The following is a 2,336-nucleotide window of genomic DNA, read 5'->3' on the forward strand; positions in this document are numbered from 1 at the left end:
TGATGGCGCTCATCGAAATTCCCCAGAGTTGCTCATCGGAATTCCTCAGGTCGCGTGGTCAGGTTAGCGCAGGTTCGTGCCGGTCGTGACGCGGCGGAGTTCGTCTGCAGCGGTGGCGTGGTGGCGGAGCCGGTAAGAGGCTCCATCGAGGGTGATCACGACGGATCGGTGCAAGAGTCGGTCGAGCATGGCTGCGGCGACGGTGGTGTCGCCGAGGATCTCGCCCCAGGCTCCGACCGGCCGGTTCGTGGTGATCACGATGGAGGTCTTCAGGTAGCGCTGGTTGATGACCTGGAACAAGGCTGAGGCAGCCTCGCCGGGTAGTGGCAGGTAGCCAAGCTCGTCGATGATGAGCAGGGTCGGACCGGCGAAGAAACGCATCATCGTCGACCACTTGCCTTCGATCGCGGCGCGGTGGCAGCGGGCGGCGAGGTCGGCGGCGGAGGTGAAGTAGACGCGGTAGCCGGCGGTGACGGCGGCGTGGCCGAGGCCGGTGGCGATGTGGGTCTTCCCGACGCCGGGCGGGCCGATCAGGAGCACGTTGGTGGCGGTGTCGATGAACCGGCAGGTGCCGAGCTCGGCCAGCAGCGACCGGTCGATGCCGGATGCGGCGTCGTGATCGAAGTCGTCCAGGGTCTGCCCGGTGGGGAGGTTCGCGAAACGGAACCGGCCAGCCAAGCGGCGGGCGTCGGTGGCGGTGACCTCGACTCGCAGTAGGTGCTCGAGGGCCTGCGTCAGGGTCCATCCTTCGGCTTGCGCCTGGTCGAGGACGGCGGGGAGGGCGTCCGCGGCGTCGGCGAGTTTCAGGTCGGTGAGGTGGCCGCGCAGCTGTTGATAGACGCTCGCTGCCGTCGTGGTGGCTGTGGTTGTGGTCATCGGAGGGTGTTCCTGTTCTTCGCGGCCTGCTCGTAAGCGGCCAGGCTGATCACGGTCGAAGGCTGCGCTGCAGCGCTGGTGAGGGCTGCGGCAGCGCGCAGCGCGGCGCTGCCGGGTGGGATGCGTTCTTTGCGGCGGTGCGGGCGTCCTGGTGTCGCTGACGCCATCGCGATGGCCTCCAGTGCGGTGACATGGCCGCTGTCGCGGATCGTGACGCCGAGGCCGGGTTCGGCGACCTGGTGGCGGGCGACGACCGTCCCCGATGCGGTGGCGATGTCGATGATGTCCGCGCCGAGCCGCTGCCGGACCTCGACTTTCGCGGCGGCGAGTTCGGGCGGGACGGAGTAGCGATTCCCGCGCCAGTCGATCAGCGCTTGCCGGGTCGCGGTGCGCTCCTCTGTGATGATCACAGGGAACACAACCGCAGGTAGCGGTCTGAGCCGCTCGTTCACGAACAGGGCGGACGCTGTCGTCGTCCCGAGCTCGCCCTCACGCCGCCGGTCGTCCTGCCCTGCGGCGAACGTGTTCAGGCTGGCCTGCGCTTGCTCGAGGGTGAGGTCGTCGGGCAAGGTCCGCCACCAGCGTTGCGCGGCGGTGTGATTGTTCTTCTCGACCACGCCCTTCCTGTTCCCCGACCTCGGCCGGCAGACCACCGCGGTGACGCCGTGGTGCTTCGCGAACGCGGCGAACTGCGGGACCAGGTCGCCGGTGCGGTGGTCCAGGACCGTCCGCATCCGGTCGAACCGCCAGGTCTTCGTGAGCCCGCCCAGCAGGGCGAGCAGGGTCGTCATCGCGGCGAGCAGGTGCGGGGTGTCCATCGACGGGGAGATCACGCCCCGCCAGACACCCGAGTGCGCGAGCGACCCGACCAGGACATACGCGGTCTTGCGTCCGAACCCCCAATGCGCGGGCGGTTCGGGCATCTCGACCCAATCGAACTGGGTCTCCTCCCCGGGCGGGTGCTCGATGACCGCGTTTGCGCGTTTGGTGACGTGCGCGCACGCGGTGCACGCCGGACGCAGCCCGCGGGCACGAATCTGCCGCGTCAGCGTCGGATACGACCCCTCGTAACCGAGCGGTCGCAGCTCGTCGAGCAGCGTCACCGCCCACAGGTGCGGGTCCTCGGTCAGTCTCGCGGTGGCGTAGTCGACGAACGCGTCGAACGAGTCCGGGATGGTGCGCTCACGCATCCCGGGCTGGCGTTCACCGTTCAGATACGCGCGGATGGTCTTGCGGTCATGGTGAGTGCGGCGGGCGATCTCGCTGATCGTCATCCCCTGCCGTTTCAGAGCGTGGATGTCCACGCTGCTCCTCTCTGAGAGCATGAGAACAGGGCCTTCCTCGGGCTGGTGTGTGGTCAGAGACCACCAGCATCGAGGAAGGCCCGCCTCATGCGGCGGAGCGACCCAGAGTGGGGAATTTCGATGAGCAGAACCGAGGAATTTCAGTGAGCGCCGTCA

At 68.2% G+C, this 2,336-nt stretch carries 2 protein-coding genes; both read right to left on the reverse strand.

Annotation, left to right across the window (positions count from 1 at the left end):
- Positions 1-63 precede the first annotated feature (63 nt).
- Positions 64-876 (reverse strand): IS21-like element helper ATPase IstB, encoded by an 813-nt coding sequence (gene istB, locus HDC31_RS19975; protein ID WP_068476904.1) that lies wholly within the window; start codon positions 874-876, stop codon positions 64-66.
- Positions 873-2,201, reverse strand: coding sequence for an IS21 family transposase (gene istA, locus HDC31_RS19980; protein WP_113680318.1), 1,329 nt, complete (start codon positions 2,199-2,201; stop codon positions 873-875). The genes istB and istA overlap by 4 nt, the downstream gene beginning before the upstream one ends.
- Positions 2,202-2,336: the final 135 nt, after the last annotated feature.

This window comes from Microbacterium sp. JAI119, assembly GCF_013410135.1.
Lineage (GTDB): Bacteria > Actinomycetota > Actinomycetes > Actinomycetales > Microbacteriaceae > Microbacterium > Microbacterium oxydans.